The sequence below is a fragment of the Nocardioides flavescens genome (genome assembly GCF_009823805.1).
GTDB classification, from domain to species: Bacteria; Actinomycetota; Actinomycetes; order Propionibacteriales; family Nocardioidaceae; genus Nocardioides; species Nocardioides flavescens.
Genome location: NZ_WUEK01000002.1, coordinates 183,965 through 208,716 on the forward strand (window position 1 = coordinate 183,965; position 24,752 = coordinate 208,716).

Annotated in this window: 24 protein-coding genes; 13 read left to right on the forward strand and 11 right to left on the reverse strand. The window is 72.9% G+C overall.

Annotated features, from left to right (window positions below; translation table 11 throughout):
* Positions 1–81 precede the first annotated feature (81 nt).
* Genes GRQ65_RS03575 through GRQ65_RS03585 form a run of 3 tightly spaced genes read left to right on the forward strand, consistent with a single transcriptional unit; the run spans position 82 to position 2,227 of the window.
* Entirely contained in the window at positions 82–873 is a 792-nt protein-coding gene (locus GRQ65_RS03575) for a DUF4397 domain-containing protein (protein WP_160875250.1), read from the forward strand.
* Positions 852–1,532 (forward strand): sortase domain-containing protein, encoded by a 681-nt coding sequence (locus tag GRQ65_RS23765; protein WP_160875252.1) that lies wholly within the window; start codon positions 852–854, stop codon positions 1,530–1,532. The genes GRQ65_RS03575 and GRQ65_RS23765 overlap by 22 nt, the downstream gene beginning before the upstream one ends.
* Complete coding sequence (locus GRQ65_RS03585; RefSeq protein WP_160875254.1) at positions 1,529–2,227, forward strand: hypothetical protein; 699 nt, start codon at positions 1,529–1,531, stop codon at positions 2,225–2,227. The genes GRQ65_RS23765 and GRQ65_RS03585 overlap by 4 nt, the downstream gene beginning before the upstream one ends.
* 17 nt (positions 2,228–2,244) lie before the next feature.
* On the opposite strand, the gene GRQ65_RS03590 is transcribed toward GRQ65_RS03585, so the two are convergent.
* On the reverse strand, positions 2,245–3,504 hold the full coding sequence (locus GRQ65_RS03590; RefSeq protein ID WP_337191459.1) for a phospholipase D-like domain-containing protein: 1,260 nt from the start codon (positions 3,502–3,504) through the stop codon (positions 2,245–2,247).
* A 20-nt stretch (positions 3,505–3,524) separates the two neighbouring features.
* The gene (locus tag GRQ65_RS03595) at positions 3,525–3,938 is read right to left on the reverse strand and encodes an MmcQ/YjbR family DNA-binding protein (RefSeq protein WP_160875256.1); all 414 of its coding nucleotides are present in this window, start codon (positions 3,936–3,938) and stop codon (positions 3,525–3,527) included.
* A gap of 81 nt (positions 3,939–4,019) precedes the next feature.
* Here GRQ65_RS03595 and uvrB point away from each other — a divergent pair, with 81 nt between their 5' ends.
* Positions 4,020–6,164, forward strand: coding sequence for an excinuclease ABC subunit UvrB (gene uvrB, locus GRQ65_RS03600; protein ID WP_160875258.1), 2,145 nt, complete (start codon positions 4,020–4,022; stop codon positions 6,162–6,164).
* A gap of 13 nt (positions 6,165–6,177) precedes the next feature.
* On the opposite strand, the gene GRQ65_RS03605 is transcribed toward uvrB, so the two are convergent.
* A complete protein-coding gene (locus GRQ65_RS03605; RefSeq protein ID WP_160875260.1) occupies positions 6,178–7,362 on the reverse strand; it encodes an FAD binding domain-containing protein in 1,185 nt (394 codons plus the stop codon).
* Positions 7,355–7,834, reverse strand: a complete 480-nt coding sequence (locus tag GRQ65_RS03610; RefSeq protein ID WP_160875262.1) for a cupin domain-containing protein — start codon at positions 7,832–7,834, stop codon at positions 7,355–7,357. Before GRQ65_RS03610 ends, GRQ65_RS03605 begins: the two co-directional genes overlap by 8 nt.
* Positions 7,835–7,922: 88 nt before the next feature.
* On the opposite strand from GRQ65_RS03610, the gene GRQ65_RS03615 reads away from it, so the two are divergent.
* Positions 7,923–9,701 (forward strand): helix-turn-helix domain-containing protein, encoded by a 1,779-nt coding sequence (locus GRQ65_RS03615; RefSeq protein ID WP_160875264.1) that lies wholly within the window; start codon positions 7,923–7,925, stop codon positions 9,699–9,701.
* Here the strand turns inward: GRQ65_RS03615 and GRQ65_RS03620 are convergent.
* The 3 genes from GRQ65_RS03620 to GRQ65_RS03630 all read right to left on the reverse strand — a co-directional run bounded on the left by GRQ65_RS03620 (position 9,677) and on the right by GRQ65_RS03630 (position 13,380).
* Entirely contained in the window at positions 9,677–10,897 is a 1,221-nt protein-coding gene (locus GRQ65_RS03620) for an MFS transporter (RefSeq protein WP_160875266.1), read from the reverse strand. The genes GRQ65_RS03615 and GRQ65_RS03620 overlap by 25 nt on opposite strands.
* Complete coding sequence (locus GRQ65_RS23770) at positions 10,894–12,153, reverse strand: RsbRD N-terminal domain-containing protein (RefSeq protein ID WP_160875268.1); 1,260 nt, start codon at positions 12,151–12,153, stop codon at positions 10,894–10,896. Before GRQ65_RS23770 ends, GRQ65_RS03620 begins: the two co-directional genes overlap by 4 nt.
* A gap of 183 nt (positions 12,154–12,336) precedes the next feature.
* Positions 12,337–13,380 (reverse strand): substrate-binding domain-containing protein, encoded by a 1,044-nt coding sequence (locus GRQ65_RS03630; protein WP_160875270.1) that lies wholly within the window; start codon positions 13,378–13,380, stop codon positions 12,337–12,339.
* Positions 13,381–13,673: 293 nt separating this feature from the next.
* Between GRQ65_RS03630 and GRQ65_RS03635 the strand changes: the two genes are divergently transcribed.
* From GRQ65_RS03635 to GRQ65_RS03660, 6 genes are all read left to right on the forward strand, one after another.
* Complete coding sequence (locus GRQ65_RS03635; protein WP_160875272.1) at positions 13,674–14,741, forward strand: ABC transporter substrate-binding protein; 1,068 nt, start codon at positions 13,674–13,676, stop codon at positions 14,739–14,741.
* A 28-nt stretch (positions 14,742–14,769) separates the two neighbouring features.
* Positions 14,770–15,630 carry an ABC transporter permease gene (locus GRQ65_RS03640; protein ID WP_160875274.1) on the forward strand — a complete coding sequence of 287 codons (861 nt, stop codon included), beginning with the start codon at positions 14,770–14,772 and terminating at the stop codon, positions 15,628–15,630.
* The gene (locus GRQ65_RS22475) at positions 15,627–16,472 is read left to right on the forward strand and encodes an ABC transporter permease subunit (RefSeq protein ID WP_160875276.1); all 846 of its coding nucleotides are present in this window, start codon (positions 15,627–15,629) and stop codon (positions 16,470–16,472) included. The genes GRQ65_RS03640 and GRQ65_RS22475 overlap by 4 nt, the downstream gene beginning before the upstream one ends.
* Before the next feature lie 78 nt (positions 16,473–16,550).
* Positions 16,551–17,324, forward strand: coding sequence for an ATP-binding cassette domain-containing protein (locus GRQ65_RS03650; protein ID WP_160875278.1), 774 nt, complete (start codon positions 16,551–16,553; stop codon positions 17,322–17,324).
* A gap of 56 nt (positions 17,325–17,380) precedes the next feature.
* Positions 17,381–18,688, forward strand: coding sequence for a histidinol dehydrogenase (gene hisD / locus GRQ65_RS03655; RefSeq protein ID WP_160875280.1), 1,308 nt, complete (start codon positions 17,381–17,383; stop codon positions 18,686–18,688).
* 27 nt (positions 18,689–18,715) lie between these two features.
* On the forward strand, positions 18,716–19,723 hold the full coding sequence (locus tag GRQ65_RS03660) for an amidohydrolase family protein (RefSeq protein ID WP_160875282.1): 1,008 nt from the start codon (positions 18,716–18,718) through the stop codon (positions 19,721–19,723).
* A 65-nt stretch (positions 19,724–19,788) separates the two neighbouring features.
* On the opposite strand, the gene GRQ65_RS03665 is transcribed toward GRQ65_RS03660, so the two are convergent.
* The 3 genes from GRQ65_RS03665 to GRQ65_RS03675 form a co-directional block, all read right to left on the reverse strand.
* Positions 19,789–20,211 carry a GlcG/HbpS family heme-binding protein gene (locus tag GRQ65_RS03665; protein WP_160875284.1) on the reverse strand — a complete coding sequence of 141 codons (423 nt, stop codon included), beginning with the start codon at positions 20,209–20,211 and terminating at the stop codon, positions 19,789–19,791.
* Positions 20,208–21,125 carry an NAD(P)-dependent oxidoreductase gene (locus tag GRQ65_RS03670; RefSeq protein WP_160875286.1) on the reverse strand — a complete coding sequence of 306 codons (918 nt, stop codon included), beginning with the start codon at positions 21,123–21,125 and terminating at the stop codon, positions 20,208–20,210. Before GRQ65_RS03670 ends, GRQ65_RS03665 begins: the two co-directional genes overlap by 4 nt.
* 106 nt (positions 21,126–21,231) lie before the next feature.
* On the reverse strand, positions 21,232–22,431 hold the full coding sequence (locus GRQ65_RS03675; protein WP_160875288.1) for a helix-turn-helix domain-containing protein: 1,200 nt from the start codon (positions 22,429–22,431) through the stop codon (positions 21,232–21,234).
* A 109-nt stretch (positions 22,432–22,540) separates the two neighbouring features.
* Between GRQ65_RS03675 and GRQ65_RS03680 the strand changes: the two genes are divergently transcribed.
* Entirely contained in the window at positions 22,541–23,236 is a 696-nt protein-coding gene (locus GRQ65_RS03680; RefSeq protein WP_160875290.1) for a cyclase family protein, read from the forward strand.
* Between the two features lie 14 nt (positions 23,237–23,250).
* A complete protein-coding gene (locus tag GRQ65_RS03685; RefSeq protein ID WP_160875292.1) occupies positions 23,251–24,048 on the forward strand; it encodes an SDR family NAD(P)-dependent oxidoreductase in 798 nt (265 codons plus the stop codon).
* Here the strand turns inward: GRQ65_RS03685 and GRQ65_RS03690 are convergent, their stop codons facing one another.
* Positions 24,049–24,717: an FCD domain-containing protein gene (locus GRQ65_RS03690; RefSeq protein ID WP_160875294.1), complete on the reverse strand. Its 669-nt coding sequence runs from the start codon at positions 24,715–24,717 to the stop codon at positions 24,049–24,051.
* Between the last annotated feature and the right edge of the window lie 35 nt (positions 24,718–24,752).

The following is a 24,752-nucleotide window of genomic DNA, read 5'->3' on the forward strand; positions in this document are numbered from 1 at the left end:
CCTGTGGTGGCGGATGCTTCCGAGAGGTCTTCCGCGACACGGGGACCACATGGGGATGACACGGGGATCACAGGGGGATCCATGAAGACTCGCACGTTCCGCGCAGCGACCGCTGCCGCCGCTCTCGCCGTCGCAGGTGGCGTCGCCACCGTCAGCTTCGCCAGCGACGCCTCGCCCGCCGTGGTCCCGCAGGCGCCGCAGGCACGGGCCGCTGTCGGCTCGGTCGCCATCGTCCAGGCCGTGCCGAAGGCGACCATGAGCGTCTCGGTCGACGGCGAGCAGGTCCAGGGCGGGGTCGCCGAGGGCAAGATCGTCGGTCCGCTCGACCTGGCCCCCGGCTCGCACGAGGTGACCGTCTCCGACGGCAGCGGCGAGTGGAGCTCCACCGTCGACGTCGAGGCCGGACAGTCGAGCGACGTCGTCGTGCACCGGCCCGCCGAGGTCGGCGGCACCCCGACCATCAGCGTCTTCCCGACGCCGACGGAGCCCATCGGACCCGGCAAGGCGCGTGTCGTCCTCGCCCACACCGCGACCACGGCGCCCGCCGACGTCGTCGTCGACGGCCAGACCGTCTTCACCAACATCGCCAACGGCGAGTTCGCCGAGGCCGACGTCGCCGCCGGACCGCACGAGGTCTCGCTGCTGCCCGCCGGGGTCAAGGGCTCGCCGATCCTCGGCCCCCTCGACGTCGACCTCGCGGCCGGCACCCTGACCGCGGTCTACGCCGTCGGCAACCCGCAGGACGGCTCGATGAACGTCATCGTCCGCACCAGCGGGGCCACGGCCTCCGGCGACCAGGCGCCCACCGAGATCGACACCGGCTCGGCCGGGCTGGTCGACGGGGTGCGCGTGTGGACGTTCTCCGGCCGCTGAACCGCCCCGGCGCTCTCCGCACCCGGCTGGCGAGCACCGCCGCCGTGGCGGCGCTCGGCCTGTCCGTGGGTGTGTCCGGCTGTGCCGTCGGAGGGTCGCCGCGGTCGGACGCGGTCCCGTCGACCGCGGAGTCCGCGGCATCCCCGGCCACGAGCGACCCCGCGAGCGTCGCGCAGCGCGTCGGCGCGGTGGTGCCCCAGGCCCCCGTGGGGGTGCAGCTGCCCAACGGACGCCGGGTGGGCATCCGATCCGTCGGTACGACGGCCAACGGCGTGCTCGACGTCCCCAGCGACATCGAGACCGCCGGCTGGTGGACCGGGGGCTCGCGCCTCGGCGACCCGTTCGGCTCCACCCTCGTGGCCGCCCACGTCGACAGCACGACGCAGGGACTCGGCCCGTTCGCCAGCCTGCTGAGCGTGCGACCCGGCGACCGCTTGGTCGTGTGGTCGCAGGGCCTCAAGCAGACCTTCTCGGTCCGCTCGCTGTGGCTGCGCCCGCGCGGCACCCTCGGTGCCCGCTCCTGGCTCCACTCGCCCGAGGGCGAGCGCCGGCTGGTGCTCGTCACGTGCGCCGGTCCCTTCGTCCCCGACGCAGGCGGGTACCAGAACCTCGCCGTCGTCGTCGCCGAGCCCCGTGGAAAGGCGGTGCCTCGTCCGTGAGCCGCTCCCTCAGGACCCTGCTCGCCGTGGTGGCGGTGGTCGCCGTCGTCATCGTCGCGCTGCGCCTCGCCGGAGGTGACGACGAGACCGGCGCGAGCTCGTCGGAGGACGCCTCGTCCGCGCCCGCCACGGTGCCGCCGCTGCCCGAGGACGCCCCGGCCGAGGGGCTCTACGTCCTCAGCACCGTGACCGACGACGGACTGGTGGAGGTGCAGACCTGGCTGCGCAGCGCCCAGCCGGTCTCGGAGCTCACCCTCACCACCTCCGACCCGGACCTCGCCCCGGGCGGCGTCGAGTCGCTCGACCTCGTGGTGCGCTCGATGGAGAACAAGGTCCTCGCCCGTCGCGACAGCGTCGGCACCAACCCCCAGCGCGTCCGCCTGCGCAGCCCCGCGACCGACCTCTACTTCAGCTACACCATCGACGGCGGGCTCAGCGACGCCACCGAGACGGTCGAGGGCCGCGGCCTGGTGCGCGTGCTCGGCATGGACGTGTCGTACGACGGTGAGGCGGGCACGGTGCGCCGGGTGATCGAGGTGCCGGGCGACGTGCTCAGCGTGGCGTGCCTCAAGCCCAAGGAGGACTTCGACGCCAGCCCCCGGCCGTGCGGGGCTGCGACCGAGGACGGCGGCTGGGCGGTCGACCTGACCGGGGCCGACCGGCAGGACCGGCTGCTGGCCTCGATCGAGAGCTGAACCGGCGTCCGACGGTTCTACAGGAACGGCCGCAGGGGGCGCAGCACCATCTCCGTGAACCGTCGGTGCAGGTCGCGGGCCTCCCACTCGCCCCGGGTCAGCTCGATGCTGTTGGACTCGTCGACGCGGTAGACCTGCTCCAGGTGGCCGGCGAGGTCGCGGTCGATGACCTCGACGTTGATCTCGTAGTTGCCCTGCAGGCTGAGCCGGTCGATGTTGGCGGTCCCGACCGTCGACCAGGTGCCGTCGACGGTCGCCGTCTTGGCGTGCACCATCGCGTCCTTGAACCGGAAGATCCGCACGCCGGCCTCGAGCAGCTGGCTGAAGTACCCGCGCGAGAGCCAGTCGGCCACGATGTGGTTGGACTTCAGGGGCACGAGCACCCGCACGTCGACCCCGCGGGCCGCCGCCACCTTGAGGGCGTCCACGAAGTCCTGGTCGGGGATGAAGTAGGCCTGCGTGATCCAGATCGTGCGGCTGGCGCGGTTGATCGCCTCGAGGTACATCCCCCGGATCGGGAACATCATCAGCCGCGGCACGTTGCGGTGGAACCGCAGGTGCGGCTCCCAGGTCGACGTGGCCTCGACCAGCAGGGGGCGCTCGCTCGAGCGCAGGCGACGGCGCCGGTGCAGGTTCCAGAAGTCCGCGAACGCGCGACGCAGGTCGGCCACCCCGGGGCCGGTGATCCGCACGTGGGTGTCGCGCCACTCGGTCTCGTACGCCGACCCGATGTTGTAGCCGCCGACGAACGCCTCGGCGTCGTCGACCACCAGGATCTTGCGGTGGTCGCGGCCGTAGCGGCGCAGGTCGAAGAAGCGGAGACCGGCGGCGTAGACGGGGTAGCGCAGCACCTTGACGTTGGCCGGGAAGTGCTTGAACCGGGGGCTGACCACGAGGTTGGCGAACCCGTCGTAGATGCAGCAGACCTCGACGCCGCGGTCGGCCGCCGCGGCGAGAGCGTGCTTGAACCGCTCGCCGACCTCGTCGCCCTTCCAGATGTAGGTCTCGAAGAGGATCTGGCGCTCGGCGCGGCCGATCGCGGCGAGCATGTCCTCGTAGAGGTCACGGCCGTAGGTGTAGGTCGTGACCGTGCCCTCGCCGACCTCGACCGGGGTGGGCGGCGTGGTCGGGAAGGGCTTCGGCTTCTTGCCCCGGCGGCGGTAGGAGTCGACCAGGCTCATCGCTACGCCGATCACGACGGGCACCCCGAAGACGGCCAGCAGCGTGCGCCGGGTCCAGCAGATCACCTGGTCGACCACGTCCGCGCGCCTGCTCACCCCCTCAATCTAGTGAGTCGTCAATCGTCCGGTGCCGCGTCCGCGTCGAGGCGGCGGCGCAGGGTGACCGGGGCGACGTGGCGCCACGCGTCGGTGACGATCTCGGCCACCTCGTCCCAGTCCGGACCGTGCCCGTCCACCTCGTCGAGGCGGACGCCGACCCAGCCGCGGTGACCGACGTACGGCGGCACGAAGAACCGGCCCGGGTCGCTGCCCACGAGCTCGGCCTGCATCCCGGGCGCGGCGGCGCACCAGGCCGCCAGCCGCGGCGGGTCGTGCTCGGGCCGGTGGTGGTGCTCGTCGAGCATCACGAACTGCCTGCGGCAGAAGAAGGCGACCTCCCCGTGGCTGACCTTCTCGGTGACCTCGGGCAGGGCGAGGGCGATGCGTCGGAGCCGCTCGACCGGGTCCGACGGATCCGCAGCCTGGTCCACGGGCCCATCCTCACCGCGTCCAGCCTGGGTGGGAAGCCTCGACCCGAGGGCGTTGTCGGTGGCCGGTCGTAGTCTCGGAGCATGCGTCCAGTCACCGATCTCGAGCGCCGGGTGGCGCCGTTCGAGGTCAAGTCAGACTACGAGCCCTCGGGCGACCAGCCCGCCGCGATCAAGGAGATCTCGCGCCGGATCCAGGGCGGCGAGCAGGACGTCGTGCTGCTCGGCGCGACCGGCACCGGCAAGACGGCGACCGTGGCCTGGGTCGCCGAGCAGCTGCAGCGCCCGGTCCTGGTCATGCAGCCCAACAAGACGCTGGCCGCCCAGTTCGCCAACGAGCTGCGCCAGCTCTTCCCGGACAACGCGGTGGAGTACTTCGTCTCCTACTACGACTACTACCAGCCCGAGGCCTACGTCCCCCAGACCGACACCTACATCGAGAAGGACTCCTCGATCAACGAGGAGGTCGAGCGGCTGCGCCACTCGGCGACCAACTCGCTGCTGACCCGGCGCGACGTCATCGTGGTCGCCACCGTCTCCTGCATCTACGGCCTCGGCACCCCGCAGGAGTACGTCGACCGGATGCTGCGGCTCAAGGTCGGCGAGGAGCACGACCGCGACGGGATCCTGCGGCGCCTGGTCGAGATGCAGTACACCCGCAACGACATGAGCTTCGCCCGCGGCAACTTCCGGGTCCGCGGCGACACCCTCGAGATCTTCCCGGTCTACGAGGAGCACCAGGTCCGCATCGAGTTCTTCGGCGACGAGATCGAGCGGCTGATGACGCTGCACGCCGTCACCGGCGAGGTGATCACCGAGGACCCCGAGCTCTACGTCTTCCCGGCCACCCACTACGTCGCCGGCCCGGAGCGGATGGAGCGCGCGATCCGCGGCATCGAGCTCGAGCTGGAGGAGCGGCTGGCCCAGTTCGAGAAGGAGGGCAAGCTCCTCGAGGCCCAGCGGCTGCGGATGCGCACGACCTACGACATCGAGATGATGCGCCAGGTCGGTTCCTGCGCCGGCATCGAGAACTACTCGATGCACATGGACGGACGCACCCGGGGCTCGGCGCCCAACACCCTGCTCGACTACTTCCCCGAGGACTTCGTCCTGGTCGTCGACGAGTCCCACGTGGCCGTGCCGCAGATCGGCGGCATGTACGAGGGCGACATGTCGCGCAAGCGCAACCTGGTCGACCACGGCTTCCGGCTGCCCAGCGCGATGGACAACCGGCCGCTGCGCTGGGAGGAGTTCCTCGAGCGGATCGGGCAGACGATCTACCTCTCCGCGACCCCGGGCAACTACGAGCTCGACAAGGTCGGTGGCAACACCCCGCCGCACGTCGTCGAGCAGATCATCCGCCCGACCGGGCTGGTCGACCCGCAGGTCGTCGTCAAGCCGACCAAGGGCCAGATCGACGACCTGATCGGCTCGATCCGCGAGCGGGTGGACAAGAACGAGCGCGTCCTGGTCACGACCTTGACCAAGAAGATGTCGGAGGACCTCACCGACTACCTCCTCGACGCCGGCATCCGCACCCGCTACCTCCACTCCGAGGTCGACACCCTCAAGCGCATCGAGCTGCTGCGCGACCTGCGGCTGGGGGAGTACGACGTCCTCGTCGGCATCAACCTGCTCCGCGAGGGCCTCGACCTCCCCGAGGTGTCGCTCGTGGCGATCCTGGACGCCGACAAGGAGGGGTTCCTGCGCTCGGACAAGTCGCTCATCCAGACGATCGGTCGCGCGGCCCGCAACGTGTCGGGCGAGGTGCACATGTACGCCGACAAGATCACCCCCTCGATGGAGGCGGCGATCGACGAGACCAACCGGCGCCGCGCGATCCAGATCGCCTACAACACCGAGCACGGCATCGACCCGACCCCGCTGCGCAAGAAGATCGCCGACATCACCGACATGCTGGCGCGCGAGGACGAGTCGACCCAGGAGCTCCTCGCCACCTGGGCGGGCACCGAGGCCAAGGGCCGCGCGGGCGGCGTCAAGGCCAAGACCCGCCAGCCCACCCCGGTCCTGGGCGAGAAGGCCGCCGGGCACCACGCCGCCGACCTGGCCGGCATGCCGAGCTCCGACCTGGCCAACCTCATCCAGGACCTCACCGACCAGATGCGCTCGGCGGCCGCCGAGCTGCAGTTCGAGGTCGCCGCCCGGCTGCGCGACGAGATCGGCGAGCTCAAGAAGGAGCTGCGGCAGATGATGGAGGCGACCCGCTAGCCGGCCTCCCGGCCTACCGGTCCGGGCCGTAGAGGCCGAAGTGCAGGGCCGGGTCCGCTGGGTCCCAGGTGTCGGTGACCTGCGAGCGCGACCCCATGGCGGCGACCCGCGACAGCAGGTCGCGACCGAGGGCGAGCCGGTCGGGCTCCCACCGGGCCAGAGCGGTCGGCACGTCGGGCGCCTCGGCGAGGGCCACGGCCAGCGCCCATGCGTCGGAGGCCGCCTTGGCCGTCCCCGCGGCGGCGTGCGGACGGGCTGCGAACGCCGCGTCGCCGACCAGGGCGACCCGCCCGTGGCTCATCCGCTCGACACCGATGTCCAGCACGACCTGGATGTAGGGCTGCTCGGTGCGCTTGACCAGCTCGGCCGACGCGGGCGGCAGCAGCTCCGCCGCCTCGGCGCGCATCTCGTCGACGTAGCGCTGCTGCACCTGACCCGGGTGGACCGACACCGGGGCGGGGACCCCGCGCAGGTCGGTCACCATCTCGTCGAGGGCGGGGCCCTCGGCGACGTTGCGGTACCACACGTAGTTGAGCTGCCGGTCGCCTCGCGCGAGCCCGCCGTCGACCGCAGGGATGGGGTAGGCGCACATGTGCGAGCCGGGCACCACCGTGTAGACGGTCGCGTCGTGGATGAGGTCGGCCGTCTCGACCGAGACCTCGCGCTCGAGGACGGTGCCCCGCCAGCCGACGTACCCGGCGTAGCGCGGGCGCACGTCGGGCTGCAGCCGGCGGCGGCCCACCGACGAGATCCCGTCGGCGAACACCACCAGGTCGGCGCGCTCGCGACGTCCGCTCAGGAACCGCACCTCGGCGGAGTCGGCGTCCTGGCCGACGCCCACCGCTGACTCCCCGAGGTGGTAGTCCCGGGTGCCGAAGTCGTCGAGCAGGATCCGGTAGAGCGTCGTCCACGAGCTGAACCGCCAGGCCGCGGGCTCCTCGAAGGCGATGGTGTTGCCGGGGCCGAGGTAGCGCGTGCAGGTCGAGCCGATGCTGACCTCCTCGAGTGAGAAGGGGTGGGGTCGCTCCACGATCCAGCGCACCGTGTCGGGCTGCAGGACGATGCCTCCGCCGCGACCGTCGAGGTAGGTCGGCGTCCGCTCGAACACGTCGACCTGGAACCCCTGCTCGCGCAGCAGGAGTGCGGTGGTCAGGCCGGCGAAGGAGCCTCCGACGACGACCGCGCGCCCCTCAGTCATGGTCGAACCGCTCGCCGTCGACCTCCGGGGCAGCCGGGTGGTCGGGGAGGTTGACCACGATCGCGTCCTGGGTGGTGCGGGCGACGACCATCCGGACCGGCTCGGTGTCGCTGGCGTTCTCCTCCCAGTGCACGACGTGGGGCGCGATGAAGACGAAGTCGCCGGGGTGGGCCTCCCGAGGCTCGCCGAGCTCGTCGCCGACCCACCAGCGACCGACGCCGCTGAGCACGTAGAGGCCCGTCTCGGACTCGCCGTGGTGGTGGACCCCGGTGCGGCGGCCGGGCGGCAGCACCGACAGGCCCATCCACAGGTCACGGGTGCCGAGCCGCCTCGCGGACAGCGCCTCGAACCTCTGCAGCCCCTTCGTCTGCGGGGTGTCGGTGGACAGGTCGGAGGCGGTCACGACGTGCACGTCGGAGCCAGGTCCGGGTTGGCCGGGGTCCACGGCCTCGGGTTCGCTCTGCTCGCTCATGCAGCCAGCCTGACCGCAACGACACCGCGCTCCCATGTGTTGCTGCACAGCCCTGGCGTCAGACCCGGTGGCGTGGCACAGTCGCCGGATGGAGCACAGGAACGACGAGCGCAACGCCGGAGCCGAGCGGCTGCGCCCCTGGCTCGAGGCGGTCGCCGAGATCGCCCGGGTGCTCAATCGCCCCGCCTCACTGCCCGAGGTGCTCGACCTGGTCGCCCAGACCGCGGCGAACCTGCTGGGCTACGACTTCTGCGCCGTGCTGCTCCCGAGCGCGGACGGCCGCGTGCTGCTCATCACCGGTGCCCACGGCCTCTCGTCCGACTACGTGCACCAGGTCAACGCCGAGCGGCCGGTGGCGCTGGCTGTCGACGAGGCCGTGCTCGCGCCCTCGAGCCGTGCGTTCCTGTCCGGGACGTCGGTGCAGGTGCCCGACACGCTGGCCGACGGGGCCTTCTCGCCCTGGGGCGGGGTCGCGCGCGAGCAGGGCTACCGCTCGATGGTCTCGGTGCCGGTGAAGGCCTCCGACACCTGCGTCGCCACCCTGAACTGCTACACCCGCGAGCCCCACCGGTTCGGCCCGGACGAGGAGGAGCTGCTGGCGCTCCTGGCCGACCAGGCGGGGGTGGCCATCGAGACCGCGCGCCTGCGCGAGCGCGAGGCGAGCACGATCGAGGACCTCACGAGCGCGAACACCGCCATGGAGGCGCAGCACCAGCTGCTCGCCCGCGGGGAGGCGGTGCACGAGCAGCTGACCCAGGTCGCCCTGCGCGGCGGAGGTGTCACCGGGGTGGCCGCCTCGCTCGCCGACCTCCTCGGCACCACCGTGGTGGTCACCGAGGAGCCGTCGGGCGTCGAGCTCGCCCGGGCCGAGCGGGCGGACGTGCCTCTCGTCGCGGAGGACGCGCAGGCGCGCTCCACCCCCGTGGTCCTGGGTTCCGACACGGTCGCGCGGATCTGGGTCCCGCGCGGGGCGACGCCGCTGCCGCCGCTCGACGTACGCGCTCTCGAGCACGCGGCGACCGTCTCGGCGCTCGAGGTGCTGCGCGCCCGCACGGCCCTGGAGGTCGAGTGGAGGGTGTCGGGGGAGATCGTGGCCGACCTCGTCACCGGCAGTTCCCTGGGGATGCTGAGCGTCGCCGAGCGCGCCGCGCGACTGGGGATGGACCTCACCGCACCCCACGCCCTGGTCGTCGTGCAGGGCGGTGGCCGCCGCGCCCCCGCCGCGCGGGTCTTCTCCGTGGCGCGCTCGCACGCCACCCGCCCCCAGCCGCCGGCGCTCGTGGGCTCTGTCGGCGACGACGTGGTGCTGCTCTGGCCGGCCGCCGGGGACGTGACCGCGCTGGACAGCGCGGTCGAGCTGCACCGCCAGGTCGCCCGCCTCGACCTCGCGGACGAGGTGGTCCTGGCGGTCTCGCCGGCGTGCGCAACGCTGACGGACTACCCCGTGGCCTACCGCCGGGCCCGCGGGGCCGCGACGCTCGCCCGCGCACGGGGCGAGACCGGCGCCGTCGCGAGCTACGGCAGCCTCGGTCTGCACGGTCTGCTGCTCCAGCTCGAGGACGCAGCCGAGCTGCGGCGCTTCGCCGAGGAGGTGCTCGCCCCGGTGCGCGAGCACGACCGGGCTCGCGGCACGGTCCTCGAGCTGACCCTGCGCACCTACCTCGCCCACGACCTCAACACGGCGGCGACCGCGGCGGCGCTCTTCGTCCACGCCAACACCGTCGGGCTCCGGGTGCGCCGGATCGAGCAGCTCCTAGGAGTGTCGACCGGCGAGGTGCGCACCCTCGCCGAGCTGAGCGTGGCGCTGGGCGCGGACGAGGTGGCGGACGCGCTGGCGACGCCTCAGCCGGCGGCGGCCTCGCGCTGACGCGGCGCGTCCGGCCGCCCGGGCTGGCCTGGGGGACGGGAAGGGAGCACCAGCAGCGGGAGCAGCCAGGCGACGGCGATCGTGATCACGGCCGCGCGCGCGTGGTCGTGGTCCACCGCCCACCCGACGGCCGGGGTGGCCGTGACGACGAGTCCGAACGCGACGGTGTTCATGGCGCCGACCGCCGCGGCGGGTCGGGTGGGCTGTCGTCGCTGCGCGGCCTGCACGACGCTCGCGAACGGGATCCCGCCGACGACGCCGAGCACGGCCACGGCGGCGAAGGCGACCACCGGGGTCGAGCGCCACGCCAGGGCGAGCGTGGCGGCGGCGCACACCACGAGTGTCAGCACCCACAGCGCGCGGGTCCGCGCGGGGTGGGCCGCGACGAGCTGGCCCCCGAGCGGTCGGCTGACGACCGATAGCCCGAGGACGCACGCGCCGGCCACCGCGGCGGACGTCGGCCCGAACGACCAGACGTCCTCGAGCAGGGTGGTCGCCCACGACGACAGGATCAGCCCGAGCCCCAGCGTCATCGCGTGGACCGCGGCGAGCCGGAAGAGCTGGGCGTCGCGCAGGACCGACGGCGGGCGGGCCCCGGCCCCTTCCGGCGCCGGCGGGCGGTGCTCGCCCGGGCGCTCGCGCGGCAGGGTCAGCACGAGCACCAGCGCCACTGCTGTCACGACCAGCGTCGTCAGCCACGACGAGCGCCAGCCCACGAGGTGGGCGACGAGCGGCACGGTGAGCACCGCGAAGCCGGAGGTCGCCAGGGCCACGCCGCCGAACAGACCGGTGCCACGGGCGCCGGTGCCGCTGCGGCGGGCGAGCTCCGCGCCGGAGACGAAGCAGACGGCGTACCCGGCCCCGGACAGCGCCCGGGCCACCAGCGCGAGCCAGGGTAGGGGAGCGACCAGCGCCGCGACGTGGGCGAGGACGACCAGGGTGAGGCCGGCGGAGGTGGCCGCCCGCACGCCCAGGCGGTCGACGAGCAGCCCGCTCGGCAGCTGCAGAGCGGCGTACGGCGCGGCCAGGGCCGAAGACAGCAGACCGACCCACACGAGGCCGGTCCCGTAGGCCTCTGCCGTCTGGCCGGCGGCGGCACCCGGGGCGGTCAGCGCCCAGCCGGCCGAGCCGGCGACCAGGCAGGCGACCAGCAGCAGACGGGCCGGACCGGCGTCCCGGGGGCCGCCGCCGGTCACACCCCGCCTCGGGCGAGCACGCGGCAGAGACGGAGCGCGACCTGCAGCTCGGTGCGACGCTCGGTCAGCGGTCGCCCGAGCAGCTCGGCGGCGCGCTGGAGCCGGTTGCGCACGGTGTGCTCGTGCAGGTGGAGGTGCTCGGCGGTCACGATGTGGGACCCGAACCGGTGCGAGGCCTCCACGGTCTCGCGGAGCCGCTCGGCGAGGGGGTCCGCGACCCCCAGCTCGCCGAGCTCGGCCTCGACGAACGCGCGGGCACGGACCGGGTCGGCCATCAGCATGACCTCGAGACCGACGTCGTCGTAGGCGAGTCGCTCAGGGGGCACGGGCGCCCACGCGGCACGGATGCGCTGCACGTCGTGGACCTGCGCCCACGTGCGTCGCAGTCCGTCGAGACCGGACGCCGGCTGACTGACGCACGCCTCGACCTCCTGGACACGCAGACAGTCCACCACCTGCTCGGCGGCGCGGGCGCGCCACCCCGGGCAGCCCTGCTGTGCCAGCCACAGGACCGTGCTCGACAGGTCGACCGGGTGCACCAGCGCGTCGCGGGTGTGGGTGGCCTCGCGCAGCGCGGTGAGATGCGGACGGACCGCGCCTTCGGGCACCCCCGGCAGCAGGACGGCGAGGTGCTGTGCGTCGACGGGGTAGTCGAGCAGGGCGAGGTCGGCCGGGGAGAGCGGCGGGGCGTCGGCCCGCAGCAGGTGGCGCACCAGGCCGGCGCGGACCTGCTCCCGTGAGCGGCTGAGGGCGCTGTCGGCCCGGGCGAAGGTGTCGGCGACCTGGGACGCGACGTGGTCCTGGTAGCCGAGCAGGAGCGTGGTCATGGTGCGCAGTGCGGCGAGGCCCTCGCCGCGAGCCACGCCACTGGTCTCCGCCTGCTCGACCAGGCGCTCGCTCCAGGCCTCCCACATCGTGGCGAACCCGACGCGGTAGCTGCGCTGCACGGCGGTCTGGGGCAGCCGCAGCCTGGCCTGCAGCCCGGCGAGCGCGACGGGCTCGTCGAGCAGGACCGAGGTGGCGGCGACCCGGCCCGCCAGGACGTCGCGCAGGTGGTGCAGGTTCTCCTCCACGCTGGCCCGCAGCGCCGGCACGAACGCCGCGTGCTCGCGCAGGTCGTCGAACGCCGCGGCCAGGTCGGCCTCGATGACGCGGTCGCGCAGCCCGGGGAGGTCGAGGCCGTCGGTGGCCTCGCGCGCCCACTGCGGCAGGACGGACGGGGGAGCGGTGGGCCGGTCGAGCGCTGACGTGGTCACCCTGACCACGCTCCCGTGCTCTGGAGGCACTGCCGATGTGGCTCCACCCAGCGACGCTCGCTCGGACTGGAGGACGCCACATGGTGGCGGCCGGGTGGCCCCGTGAGGCTGTGACGCACAGCACTGGTCGGGTCCGTCGGCCGGCCGCAGGTCACTCGGGAGGAGGTCGTGATGGAACGCGCCCTAGGTCCCCGCCCGGTCGCGCACCGCCCGGGTGGTCGCCCGGGTCACCAGGCTCGTCGCGAACAGCCGCTCGCGACCACCGCCGACGTCCCCGGCGTACTCCAGCCGTTCGACCAGGAGCCGAGCGGCGGTGCGGGCCATCTCGTCCAGCGGTTGCCGGACGGTCGTCAGCTGGAACACCTCCCAGGCCGCCATGGGGACGTCGTCGTAGCCCACGATCGAGATGTCGTCGGGCACCGAGAGGCCGAGCGAGCGGGCGGCGTCGATGGCGCCGAACGCGATCACGTCGTTGCCGCAGAGCAGGGCGGTCGGGGGCTCGGGCGATCGAAGCAGGCTCAGCGCGTGCTGGTAGCCGGACTGGTGGGTGTAGGGCCCCTCGCGCACCAGGCGCGCATCGGGCTCGGCCCCCGCGGCGGCGAGGGCGGTGAGCGCGCCCGAGAAGCGGTCGCGACTCGTCGAGGTGTTCGCCGGTCCCCGCACCACGCCGATGCGGCGGTGGCCGAGGTCGGTCAGGTGACGCGCGGCGGCCGCGCCACCGCGCTCGTTGTCCGCCACGACGCGATCGACGTCGAGACCGTCGACGTAGCGGTTGAGCAGGACCAGCGGCACACCGCGCTCGCCGAGGGTCTCGTGCAGACGCGAGTCCAGCGTCGCCGTCGTCGCGAGGACACCGGCGATCGAGCGGTCGAGGAGCTGGTGCAGCGCCTGCTGCCCCGTCGGGATGTCGGTGCGCTCCGCGAACAGGCTCACGCCGTAGCCCAGGATGCGCAGCTCGTCGTGCACCGGGTTCATCAGCGCGGGGAAGAACGGGTTGGTGAGGTCGGAGACGACCACGCCGACCGTGCGGGCCGGAGCGGGCTCGGGTGGCGCCAGCCACGCGGGGCGGTAGCCGAGCCGCTCGGCGGTCTCCGCCACCAGTCGGCGGGTCTCGACGCGCACCCGCGGGTCGCCCCGCAGCGCCCGCGAGACCGTCGACTGGGAGACGCCGGCCGCCTCCGCCACGGTCGTGCTGGTCGCCGCCCGGCGCGCCCCTGTGCTGCTCACGTCGTCTCCTGTGGTCCCCGAGAGTGCGCTCCTGGCGCACCCGTGATGCATAACTTATGCATTACGAACGTAGGACGCGGTGCCCGATTCGTCAAGCGACGTGCGGCCTGTGGGCTGATCAGGAGTTTCTGCGCCGAGCCCCCGGTGCAGACCATGCACAAAATGCTTGACTCCGGTCATTGGCGTCGTGTCGTGCGTCACACGCGGCGCCCACGCCGGAGCTCCGCCCCGGCTCCAGGTCGTCCCGACCTCCAGCTCCGTCCGCTCCTGCCCCGCACACCGAGAGGCATCTCATGACCGCACCGCGCACCACCACCACCGCCCGCCGAGCCCTGGCCGTCGCCGGCGTCGTCGCCCTGCTGGCCTCGGGCTGCGGCAGCCGACCCGGTGCCGCCTCCGGCTCGGGCGAGGCCACGGACGCCGACGGCACGGTGAGCATGGTGATGGCTCCCGACCCGGTCTGGAAGTGGCTGACGGACCAGGGCATCAAGGAGGAGATGGAGGACGAGGCGGGCATCCGCATCGAGACCTCCTCGTCGTGGGACGAGTTCGGCGTCTACGCCGGCGGCCACGCCGACGTGGTGTCCGCCGCGTCCTACGAGGTGCCCGACCTCGAGGAGCAGACGGGGGAGGAGGCCACCATCTTCGGCAAGTTCAACTCCGACCGCAGCATCCTGGCCGTCCCGGCCGACAGCGACGCACAGACGATCTGCGACCTGAAGGGCAAGCGGATCGTCACCCACAGCGCGGTCTCGATCACGATCATGTGGGGCGTCTACGCCCGCGAGTTCTGCGACCTCGACCTGCGCGCCGGCGGCGGCGACTTCGAGCTCGTCGTCACCGACCCGCAGAACGCCGCGGCCCTCATCGAGCGCGGCGACGCCGACGCCGGGCTGCTCCTGCCCGACTTCTCGATCGCCCAGCTCTCGAGCGGTGCGGTCAAGCCGCTCTACGACTCCAAGTCGGTCTCGCAGATCTACGCCGAGAACTTCTCGAGCGACCCCGACCAGGTGACGCACCCGCAGAACAACGTCTTCGTGGCCCGCAAGGCCTGGGTGGAGAAGAACCCCGAGGAGGCGGCGTTCCTCATCGAGGTCTGGAACCGCGGCGTCCAGGAGTGGGCCGAGCACCGCGACGAGATCATCGACGCCTACCCCGAGGACTTCGCGGCCGAGACGCCCGAGCAGAAGGCGTTCATCAAGGACTGGGTCAGCACCAAGTACGACTGGTTCGTCGACACGACCTACCTCGACCAGGCCTGGGTCGACAGCGAGACCGAGCTGTTCGACCTCATGAAGGAGGCCGGCTACGTCGACGAGGACGTCGCCGAGCCCGACTTCACCATCCTCGAGCAGTCCTGAGCGCGCTGCGCCGGGACGAGGAGACACCATGACCGACCAGCTCGTGATGGGGCCCGACACGGGCCCCTCCACCCCTGCCGCACCCGACCGCGAGGCCGCCGCCCGGCGTACGGCGCGAGGGCGGCGCTGGCGCCGCACCGCGGTGCTCGCGCTCGGCTGGGTGGCCATCTACGCCGTGTGGGAGGCCACCTCGTGGTGGTTCGGCAGCCGCCTCCTGCCTCGACCCCACGAGGTCCTGCAGTCCGCGATCGAGATCATCGAGACCGGCAACTTCGTCGGTGACTTCTCGGCCAGCGTGCTGAAGACCTTCGCCGGCTTCGGGGTCGCGGCGCTCGTGGGTGCCCCGATCGGCTACGCCATGGGCCGCTCGCGCTACTGGCGGGCCTTCTTCCACGACGGCGTGACCATCGCCGGCACGATCCCCGCGATCGTCTACGCGGTCATGTCGCTGATCGTCTTCGGGCTGTCCAACCTGGGCCCGATCCTCGCCGTGGCGCTGGTCTCCGCGCCCTACGTCGCGCTCAACGTCGCCGAGGGCATCCGCGGCGTCGACAACCAGCTCATCACCATGAGCGAGGCGTTCGGACGCACGCCGCGGCAGATCCGCCGTGAGGTGCTGGTGCCGACGATCGTGCCGTTCGTCTTCGCCGCGATCCGGATGTGCTTCGCGGTCGCCTGGAAGGTCGAGGCGCTGACCGAGGTCTTCGGTGGACGCAGCGGCGTCGGCTTCCAGATCCGCACCGAGTACCAGCTCTACGACATCAGCGCCGTGCTGGCGTGGATGGTCCTGTTCATCGCGTTCATGCTCGTCATCGAGCGGCTGGTGCTGGCCAAGGCCGAGTCCCGCCTCCTCGCGTGGCGTCCCGAGGAGAGAGGGGCCGCGCTGTGACCACCGTGTCCGACCAGCCCACCAGTGCCAGCAGCACCGTGGGGCGACGGCGCTCCACGACCGAGATCGAGCAGGACACGCCGCAGTGGCGCAAGGTCCTCACCTCCGACCCGGCGGCCCGGGTGACCAGCCTGCTCGCCTTCGTCCTGTTCTGGGTGGTCGTCTCCGCCCTCTTCGACCGGGTCCCGGGACCCGTCGCGGTGTGGACGAGCCTGGTCGACGAGTTCTCGCGCGGCGAGGTGTTCGGCAACTTCGGCTCGACGCTGTACCGCTTCGGGGTCGGGGTCGCCCTCGCCACCGTCGTCGGCGTGGCCGTGGGTGTCCTGATGGGGCTCTCGCAGCTGTCCCGCGCCTTCCTGGAGAGCCCCGTCCTCGTGGCCCTCTCGATCCCGGCCATCATCTGGGCCTTCCTCACCGTCATGTGGTTCGGCTTCGGCGACACCGGCCCCATCATCACGACGTTCCTCACCTCCGTCCCGTTCGTCATCGTCAACGTCGCGCAGGGGGTGCGGGGCGTGTCCCGCGACCTGCGCGACATGTCGGCGACGTACGACGTCCCGATGGGGCGCCGGGTCCGCGACCTGGTGCTGCCGGCCGTCACCGGCTACATCGCCGCGGGCGTCCGCTTCGCCATCATCATCGGCTGGAACGGCGTGCTGCTGGCCGAGTGGTTCGGAGGCGGCGGCGGAGTCGGCTACCGCGCGCGGTTCTGGTACGACGCCAACCGCTACGCCGGGTTCGCCGCCTGGGTGGTGCTGTTCGTCGGCTTCATCGTGCTGCTCGACCGCTTCGTGCTCGACAAGGCCATCCAGCGCTCCTTCCGCTGGCGCGACGCCCGGTGACGCGCCGGTGAGCTCATCCCCGCCCCACCCCGTCCCGTCCTCCCGCATCCGCCCGTCCCGCAACCACCAGGAGCTCCCGTGGCCGTCCTGACCGTGACCAACCTGTCCAAGACCTTCAACCTCGGCACCGCCCGCGAGAGCCGCATCCTCGACGACATCTCCTTCGAGGTGTCGGGCCAGACCTTCGTCTCCATCGTGGGACCGTCGGGCTGCGGCAAGAGCACGCTGCTCAACATCATCTCCGGGGTCGAGGAGCACACCTCCGGCGACATCACCCTCACCAGCGACGCCGGCGGACCGGCGCGGATGGGCTACGTCTTCCAGGACCCGCGGCTGCTGCCGTGGCGCAGCGTCATGAAGAACATGATGTACGTCCAGGACGACCAGTCCCGCGACACCGTCGCCCGGGCCGAGCGCTACCTCGACATGGTGGGCCTGAAGAAGAACGCCGACTTCTACCCCGGCCAGCTCTCCGGCGGGATGCAGCAGCGCGTGGGGATCGCCCGCGCCTTCGCGGTCGAGCCCGACCTGCTGCTGATGGACGAGCCGTTCAGCCACCTCGACGCGATCACCGCGCGCGGTCTGCGCGAGCAGCTGCAGGACATCTGGGCGCAGTCGAAGAAGACCGTCGTCTTCGTGACCCACGACGTGGTCGAGGCCGTCGAGCTGTCCGACCGCATCATCGTCCTCCAGCCCGGCGGGCTGATCTACGAGGACATCACCATCGACCTCCCTCGCCCGCGCCGCCAGTCGGACAAGGCGGTCGCCACGCTGCAGGCCGACGTGCTCGCCCGCCTCGAGACGCTCAAGGCGATGGCGGCCGCCGAGCCCGTCGCCGAGCCCGTCGCCTGACCCGACGCCCGGCCACCCCGACCTGCCTCACCCCGCACCAGGACCCAGGAGCCCCCGTGAGCACCCAGCTCAAGACCCCCACCACTGCCTCGCAGACCGCACCCGGGCGCGACGCGGTCGCCGACGTCGTCCGCGACGTCATCGAGGACATCCGGCGCGACGGCGACGACGCCGTGCGCCGCTACTCGGAGAAGTTCGACAACTGGTCCCCGGCCTCGTTCCGGTTGGGGGAGGCCGAGATCCAGGACCTGATCGCGGCGCTGCCGACCACCGTCGTCGACGACATCCGGACCGTGCAGGCCAACGTGCGCGAGTTCGCGCGGCGCCAGCGCGAGACCATGCTCGACCTGGAGGTCGAGACCGAGCCCGGCGTCTTCCTCGGTCACCGCCACGTGCCGATCAGCGCCTCGGGCGCCTACGTGCCCGGGGGTCGCTACCCGCTCACCGCGTCGGCCCACATGACGGTGGTGACGGCCAAGGTGGCCGGCGTGGAGCGGGTCACCGCCTGCACGCCTCCGCTGCGGGGCGAGATCCCCCCGGCGACCATCGCCGCGATGCACCTCGCGGGGGCCGACGAGGTGTTCGTGCTCGGTGGCGTCCAGGCCGTCGCGGCCCTGGCGCTCGGTACGGAGTCGATCGGCCGGGTCGACCTCATCGCCGGCCCCGGCAACGCCTACGTCGCCGAGGCCAAGCGCCAGCTGTTCGGCGAGGTCGGCATCGACCTGTTCGCGGGCCCCACCGAGATCCTCGTGGTCGCCGACGAGCACGCCGACCCGTTCGTGGTCGCGGTCGACCTGCTGAGCCAGGCCGAGCACGGCCCGGACTCGCCCGCCGTGCTGATCACCACCTCCGAGCGGATCGCCCGGGAGACCGTGGCGCACGTCGAGGAGCTGCTGCCCGGCATGTCGACCAACGACATGGCCGGCCCCGCCTGGCGCGACCACGGCGAGGTGCACGTGGTCGAGGACCTCGACGCGGCGTACCGGCTGGCCGACACGTTCGCCAGCGAGCACGTGCAGATCCTCACCCAGGAGCCGCGCGAGGCGCTGGACAAGATGCGTCACTACGGCGCGCTGTTCCTCGGCGAGGGCACCTGCGTGTCGTACGGCGACAAGGTGATCGGCACCAACCACGTGCTGCCCACCCGCGGTGCGGCGCGCTACACCGGCGGGCTGTGGGTCGGGAAGTACCTGCGCACCGTCACCTTCCAGGAGGTCACCGACCCCGCCGCCAGCGCCCGCCTGGGCGAGCTGTGCGGCCGGACGGCGCGCGTCGAGCTCTTCGAGGGCCACGCCCGCTCCGGTGACGTCCGGGCCGCCAAGCACTCCGGTGCCGAGCTGCCCTGGGCCCTCGCGGCCCGCTGACCCCTGACCGCACGAGAGAGGACCCCCATGACCACGGGACGCCCCCGCACGATCGACATGCACGCCCACGTGATCCTGCCCGACTGCCTGCCGCTGGTGGACGGGCTGATGGCCCCGGAGATGGAGCCGTTCAGCTACTTCGGCGGCGACGAGACCAACGCCTACCAGGTCGAGCACGTGAAGGCGATCATGCCCAAGGCCACCGACCCGATGGTCCGGCTCGCCGACATGGACGCGATGGGCGTCGACGTGCAGGCCCTGTCGGTGGCGCCGGCCGGCTACTTCTACTGGACCGACCCCGAGCTCGGCCTCGAGCTCGCACGGATGCAGAACGACAACATCGCCAAGATCGTCGCAGACCACCCCGACCGGTTCGTCGGGCTGGCCACCGTGCCGATGCAGGACGTCCGGGCGGCCGTGGAGGAGCTCGAGCGCTGCGTGCGCGACCACGACTTCCGCGGGGTCGAGATCAACACCAACGTCGTGGGGATGGACCTCGACGACCGGCGCTTCCGGCCGTTCTTCGCCAAGGCCGAGGAGCTGGACGTGCCGGTCATGCTCCACCCCAACGGCTTCACGGGCGGCGAGCGGCTGCGCAAGTACTACCTGACCAACGTCATCGGCAACCCGCTCGACACGACGGTCGCCCTGACGCGGATCATCCACGGCGGGGTGCTCGAGGAGCACCCGGAGCTCAAGGTGGTCGCCGTCCACGGCGGCGGCTACCTGCCGTTCTACTCCTCGCGGATGGACCACGCCTACGACGAGCGTCCCGAGGGTCGCCACCACATCACCCGGGCGCCGAGCACCTACCTGAAGCAGGTCTACGTCGACTGCCTGGTCTTCGACGCCCCGCACCTGGAGTTCCTGGTGCAGCAGATGGGCGCCAGCCAGGTGGTCGTCGGCACGGACTACCCGTTCGACATGGGCCACTACGACCCGCTGGGCCAGATCGAGGCCACGAGCCTCGACGAGGGCGTGCGCGACGACGTCCGCAGCCGTACGGCGGCGCGGCTCCTCAAGCTCGACCGCTGACCCTGGCCGCACCACGGCCCCGGCCCCTTCGGGGGGAGCCGGGGCCGTGCTGCGTCAGGCGCCCGTCAGTCGCCGGCGAGTCCGGCCGCAGCCAGCCCGGCGAGCACGCACTGCTCGTCGACGTCCGAGGTATCGCCGCTGACCCCGACCGCCCCGATCAGGAGGCCCTCGGCGTCGTGCACCAGCACGCCGCCCGCCGCGGGGGCGAAGCGGCCGCCGGCGACGGCGGCGAGGCCGGTGAAGAACGCCGGCTGTCCCGTCGCCCGCTCGGCGATCGCCCCCGACGACATGCCCATGCCGAGGGCGCCGTAGGCCTTGGCCGTGGCGATGTCGGTGCGCAGGATGCCGGCGCCGTCCTCGCGCTTGGCGACGACGAGGTGACCACCGGGGTCGAGCACGACGACGGCCAGCGGCGCAGTGCCCTCGGAGCGGGCGTGGGCCAGGACGGCGTCGGCCACTTCGTCGGCGAGGTGGAGGAAGAGGCTCATCGGCGTCCGCCCTCCTCGAGCACCTCGAGCAGGGCCGCGGCGTCGGCGTCGGCCCAGCCGGCCTCGGCGGCCCGGTCGTAGAGCGGGAGCGTCGCGTCGAGCACCGGGGTGGCGACGTCGACGGCGGTGGCGAGCTCCTGCACCAGCGAGACGTCCTTCTGGAACATCGAGACCCGCGCGGTGGCGGGGCGGTAGGAGCGTGCGCTCATCAGCGGACCGCGCTTGTCGAAGATGACCGAGCCGCCCGCCCCCTCGCGGATCGTCTCGTAGAGCACGTCCGGGTCGAGGCCGGCGGCCAGTCCGAGCGCGAACGCCTCGGCCGTCGAGGCGTTGTGGATCGAGACCAGCAGGTTGGCGACGAGCTTCATGGTCGTGCCGTGCCCGAAGGGACCTACGTGGCGCACCGACCGGGCGAAGGCCTCCAGGGCCGGACGGACGGCCTCGAACGCCGCCTCGTCGCCGCTGCCGAGCACCACCACGTCGCGTTCGCGCGCCTGGGCGCCGGTGCCGCTGAGCGGGCAGTCGAGCAGCACTGCGCCGGCGCTCGCCAGCAGGTCGTGGCAGCGCTGCTTCACCTTGAGCGAGAGCGTCGAGGTCTCCACCACGACCAGGTCGGGCCGCGCCGAGCCGGCGAGCTGCGTGCAGACCTCGAGCGCGGCCTCGGAGGAGGGCAGCGAGGTGACGACCATGTCCGCCTCCGCCGCGAGGTGCCCGAGGGTCTCGGCGCCACGGCCGCCGTGGTCCTCGAGGTCCGCGACGGCGGCCGGCTCGAGGTCGGTGCCGAGGACGTCGAAGCCGGCGGCGAGCAGGTGGGTCGACATCGCCGAGCCCATGATGCCGAGGCCGACCACCCCCACCGTGGCGAGCGGCCGGGTCGTGGTCGTGGTCGTGCGGGGAGCGGGCTGGGGGTCCATCTCGGCACCGTAGGTCGGGCCGCGCGCCCGCCGCGTGCCGCGCGACGTCAGTCTGGTGCCCGCGCCGTGGCGGCGGGCGGGAGTCCGGGGGCCGGGGCGCAGGGGCTCAGCGCGCGGGGAGCCGCAGCACCAGTTCGCAGGCCGTCCGCACCTCGGGGCGGTCGAGGCGCAGCCCGGACACCTCGGTGACCCGCCGCAGGCGGTGCCGGACCGTGGTCACGTGCACCCCGAGCGCCTCGGCGGTCGCGGAGGCGCTGCCGCACGAGGCGAGGTAGGCGCGCAGGGTGCGCTCGAGGTCTGCGTCGGCGCGGTCGCGGTCGGCCTCGCGCAGCCGGTCGATCCCGCGGAGCCCGGTGCCGGCGGGGAGCGTGGCGACGAGGTCGGCCACGAGCACCTCGGCCTCCACGTCGGCGTACGCGACGACCGCGCCTCCCCTGGACGCGACGGCGCAGGCGGAGGAGGCCTCGTCGCGCAGTCGGGGGAGGGCGGCCAGGCCGGCACCCACCGTGCTCAGGGCCACCCGGAGCGTGCGCAGCGAGCCGTTCCCGGCCAGTCGCAGGGCGTCCTGCCCGAGTCTCGTCGCCGCCGCGTCGGCCTCCTCGGGGGCGAGCGCGACGAGCGCGAGCGCTCCGTCGCCGCGCGGCGTCGAGGCACCCAGCCTGCGGAACGACTCGAGGCAGCGGCGCAGGTGCTCCACGACGCGGTCGGCGGGGGCGGGCGCCCCGGAGGGCGAGGTGTCGGTGTCGAGGGCGGCCGCGAGGACGACGAACCGGCCGTCGCGTGCGAGTCCGAGCCGGTCCGCCGCCGCCGGGGCGCCGGGGAGGCCGTCGAGCAGCGTCGCGGCGAGCCGGGAGAGGTGCTGCTCCTGTGCGTCGACCCGCTCCAGGTGGCGCAGCAGCGGGGGAGTGGCCTCGTCGACGGCTCGACGCAGGGCGGCGGCGGCACCGTCGCCCAGGGGCTCGTCCGCCTCGGCCACCCAGGCCACCCCGAGCACCCGGTCGCCGGCCCGGAAGGCCGTGATGAGGCGGCGGTGCGCCTCCCACGGGCCGCTGTGGAGGTCGACGACGTCCGTCGAGGTGAGGAGGCGGTCGAGGCTGCCCGTCTCGGCGAGGTGCTCCTGCCACGCCTCCGGCATCCGCCGACCGAGGATCGCCTCGGTGCGCCCGCGGTCCATCGGGCCCACGAAGGCCGAGTAGCCGATCACGCGGAACGACGCGTCCTCGACGATCACCGGCCCGCCCACCGCCGCCGCGATGCGATCGGCCACGTCGAACGGCGGTGCGGTCTCGTCGATCGGAGCGGTCACGTGCCCGAACCTACTCCGATCGGAGCGTCGTCTCGGATGTGACCCAGGCCACGATGGAGGCACGCCCAGGCGGGCCGTCCGAGACCCGCCGCACCGAGAGGAGCACCCCGTGCAGCTCGTCGACCTGTCGCAGGACATCTACCAGGGGATGCAGGTCTACCCCGGTCACCTCAAGACCGTGGTCTTCGACCACGCCTCGCACGAGGAGACGGGACTCCGCTTCGAGGGCGGGTTCTCCTTCCAGACCAAGGGGTTCATGATCAACGACAACGGGCCGACCCACGTCGACTCGTTCTCCCACCTCGACCCGGACCCGTCGGCGCAGACGATCGACGAGATGGCGCTCGACCTCTTCTACGGTCCGGCCACCTGCCTGGACGTCTCGGGGGTGGGTGCGCACCAGGACATCACCCGCGAGCACCTCGACGCGGCCCAGGAGTCGGCCGGCGTGAGCGTCGAGGCGGGCGACATCCTGCTGCTCCACACCGGCACGCACGGTCGCTACGCGGGCACGCCGCAGTACCTCTCGGAGTTCCCGGGCCTCGGGGAGAGCGGGAGCGAGTGGATCGTCGAGCACGGCGTGAAGACGTTCGGGGTCGACAGCCCCACCCCCGACAACCCCACCAGCAAGTCCTACCCGTGCCACATGATGTGCCGGCGCCACCACATCACCCACTACGAGAACCTCACCAACCTCGACCAGCTGATCGGGCGGCGGTTCACCTTCGTCGGGTTCCCGCTCAAGGTGATCGGCGCCCACGGCGGCCCCACCCGTGCCGTGGCGCTGCTCGACGGTGACGCGTGAGCGACGCGGTGCCAGTGCCTACGCCCGCATCGGCGTTCCCCGGCGACCGGGTCGCGGGGCGCACCGCGCTCGTGACCGGTGCCGGCAGCGGCCTCGGGCGCGCGATCGCCCTGGCCCTCGTCGCCCGCGGGGCGCGGGTGGTCGGCGTCGGCCGCACGCAGCAGAGCCTCGAGGAGCTCGAGGAGGCGGCGCGTGGGCTGTCCGGGTCGGTGCGCACCGCGACTGCGGACGTGGCCGACCCGGTCGCCGTCACGGCCCTCGCGGCGGAGCTGGCTGACGAGACCGTCGAGGTGCTCGTCAACAACGCCGGGATCGCCGGGCCGGTGGCGCCGCTGGTCGATGTCGAGCCGGAGGACTGGGACGAGGTCTTCGCGGTCAACGTCCGCGGGACCTACCTGATGTGCCGGGCCTTCCTGCCCGGCATGGTGGAGCGGGGGGAGGGCGACGTCATCAACCTCGCCTCGGTCAGCGGCAAGCGGCCGCTGACCCGTCGCACGCCGTACACCGCGTCGAAGATGGCGGTCATCGGGCTGACGACGACCCTCGCCTACGAGGTCGGCCCGGCGGGGGTCTCGGTCAACTCCCTCTCGCCCGGCCCGGTGGACGGGCCGCGGATGCACCGCAACTTCGCGCTGGAGGCCGAGCGCACCGGGACGTCGTACGACGAGGCGGAGGCGGCGTTCGTCTCCCGCGCGGCGCTCCAGCGGATGCTCACCGAGGAGGAGGTCGCGGCGGCCGTGGTCGCGATGCTCCACATGCCGGGGCTGTGCGCGGCGGACATCGACCTGTCCGCGGGGATGGTCGCGCGCTGATCAGCCGCCCGCCTGCTCGCCTCGTCCTCTAGCCTCCTGGGCGAGCAGGTGGTCGAGCACGACGGAGTGGGAGGACGCGAGGTGCACGCGGGTGAGCTCGGCCGCCGCCTGGGCGTCACCTGCCTCGACCGCCGCGAGGATCGCGCGGTGCTCGGCCTGCAGGTGCTCCACGTCGCCGATCACGTCGAGGTGGACGTAGAGGTAGCGGTCGGTCAGACGGCGCAGCTGCTCCACGAGCGCGACCATCCGCGGCCGACCGGCCAGGGCGTAGACCTCGGCGTGGAACGCCGTGTTGGCCTCCAGCCAGGCCCGCGGCGCCGTCGCGTCGTCCTCCATCGTCGCCAGCAGGTGCCGCATCCGGGTCAGCGCGGCCCGGCCGACGCGGGGCACCGCGAGCCGCGTGGCCAGCGGCTCGACCGCCTCGCGGAGCTCGTAGAGCTCCTGCAGGTCCTCGATCGAGAGCGGGGTGACCACCGCGGTCGCGCCCCGCAGCTCGACCAGGCCCTCGGCCGCGAGCTGCTGCAGCGCGTCGCGCACGGGGATCCGGCTGACGCCGTACTCCTCGGCGACGCCGGTCTGCGAGAGCGCGGTGCCGGGCTCGACGAGTCCGGCTGACAGGCGCTCGCGCAGGTCTCGGGCGACCCGGGCGGCGGCGGACTCCGACGGCACCCGTGCAGTCTCCCGCACGGGTGCCGCCGGGCGGC